This window comes from Ruminococcus sp. OM04-4AA, from assembly GCF_003462585.1.
Classification (GTDB): domain Bacteria; phylum Bacillota; class Clostridia; order Lachnospirales; family Lachnospiraceae; genus Mediterraneibacter; species Mediterraneibacter faecis.
The window spans coordinates 1-2140 of the sequence record NZ_QTZH01000126.1; the positions used below are offsets into that span (position 1 = coordinate 1).

A 2140-nucleotide genomic window follows, 5' to 3' on the forward strand; every position below is an offset into this window, starting at 1 on the left:
CAAAAAATGCCACATATTCATCAAAGATAAGAAAGCAGGGTGGCAGTCCCAAATAGGCGTAGTTTTCGCCCGTCTTATAGTTCGGGTGTCGCTTCATTTCCTCGCTTCGTTGTACCATGCCCTCATAAAAGGCATTGACACAATCAATCATTTCTTCTTTGGTATGATACACATTTCCCATGACTGTTCCTAAGTCTGCTAAGTCCGCATTTTTCGGGTCTAAGATGTAAAGGACAGCGTTGGTATGCAGTAGGGCTTCAATGAGCGTCAGCAGAAAATAAGTTTTACCGCCACCCGTTCCACCAGCGATAAGGGCGTGTGGAAGTGCGTCATATTCCCAGACAAGATTTTTCATCAGTCTAAGACAGCCGTTCTCTGCCCGTACTTCATCAATGGTAATGCGGTTCGCTATCATATCATAAAGTAGGGTATATTCGATATAACCGTCATGCAGGGTCTTGTCTGTCAGCTCACAATACAAGCCACTTTCCAACTTATCCTCCAACCGTAAAAGCTGGTCTTGATATTTTCCCAGCGTAATTTCACAGCGGATATGAAGAAGTCCTTTTTCCATTTGATAATAAATCTTTGGAAACCAGACGATTTTTTCCCTTGATCTGCTTTGCAGGTCAGTAAAAAAACCGCTGTCTTGTACGGTATCGGCTTCATACCACTTATTTTCCAGTATCATTCTTGCCAGCTTTTGACGGTGCAGTAGCTTCTTGAAACTGTCGTAACAGAAGCGGTAATACCCAAAAGCGACCAATGCACAAACACCAGTCGCTATCAATATGGTTATGAAGTTGTAAGGGGAAAGCGTCAAGCCGTTTTCTAACAAGCTGAAATGCTCCCAGTCGGTACGCATGAGCTGTTTGCTATTCAGTAGCAGGAGAACTGCCACGAACACAAACAGAAGCGTCTCTATGGAAAAATGATAAACAAGGTGCTTGTCGCTGGCTCTGATACGGTGTCCTTTGTTCCAAATCATACGCATAAATCAATCACTCCTTTCTGGGTATGAAAAAAGCAGTCAATCCTAAGACTAACTGCTTTGTGTGTAGGGATATAAAATTGTAAAACTAAGATTGCATTTCAGATATGGATTTGAAACCCCTCATAGCTGAATATACCATTCCCTTGTTTTAATTTCCCTTCATTTGACAAGTTGTGAAAAGCTGTCTCTATCTTGTCAATTATAGTAACTGGAATAGATAAATGATGATGTCCTGGCAAAATTCGACTTATCTTTAAAGATTGAATTTTTCTAACAGACTTCCAAAATTCTTGTGGGTTTGTTGATGGATAAAAAGCATCAAGGCAACCGCTATATATCAAATCGCCGGAATACAGATATTTTCTATCCGCTTCATAGAAACAACAATGTCCGGGAGAATGACCGGGCGTGTGAATAACTACCAACTTTCTGTTCCCTAAGTCAATACAATCTTCATCATGTAAAATCATTTGCGGAACCCCTTGAAAAATCTGATATTTCTCTACCTTAAAATCCGAGGGGAAATCACATGGATTGCACATAATATTGTTTTTTACCACTTGCAAAGGTATAGGGAATTTGACCGATAGCCATTCTTTTTCTGCTTCATGAACTGCAATAGACCGAAAATATTTATGTCCACCGATATGATCCCAATGAACATGAGTAGTGATTACTGTAACGGGCAGTTTCGTCAATCCATCAATAACCTCTCTGATGTTGGAAACACCTAAACCTGTATCAATCAGAATGGCTCTTTTTGTCCCACACAATAGATAACAATGTGTTTCTTCCCAGTGTTTGTATTCGCTGATGACGAATGTATCTTGGTCTATTTGTTCGACGGTAAACCAACTGTCCATATACTATTCTCACTCCCTAAAAATTTTAATTTGTCGCTTTCTTCATACCCATATTATAACAGTTCCGTATATCCTCTACAACGAAAATCTATTCAGCAAGTCTATTTTTTCGGTTGTCCCTGCGGTGTATGGTTCTGTGTATTGCCTGCGTTCTGGTTGCTTTTATTCTTCAATACAATATCCTCTGCCTTTACATACCAGTCCACATCTGCACCCGTATAGGTTTTTCTTGATACCGTATCGGCTACTGGATTGACAAGCTCCACAACTGCATTGTAAGGAA

Annotated in this window: 2 protein-coding genes and 1 pseudogene; all 3 read right to left on the reverse strand. The window is 40.2% G+C overall.

The window, feature by feature from the left end; all coding sequences use genetic code 11:
* A partial coding sequence (locus tag DXB52_RS15530) for an FtsK/SpoIIIE domain-containing protein (protein ID WP_118108023.1) occupies window positions 1-994 on the reverse strand: 994 nt, incomplete at its 3' end.
* A gap of 98 nt (window positions 995-1092) precedes the next feature.
* Window positions 1093-1857, reverse strand: a complete 765-nt coding sequence (locus DXB52_RS15535; RefSeq protein WP_008687118.1) for an MBL fold metallo-hydrolase — start codon at window positions 1855-1857, stop codon at window positions 1093-1095.
* Window positions 1858-1958: 101 nt separating this feature from the next.
* Window positions 1959-2140, reverse strand: a pseudogene (locus DXB52_RS15540) (DUF961 family protein); the annotation flags it as partial.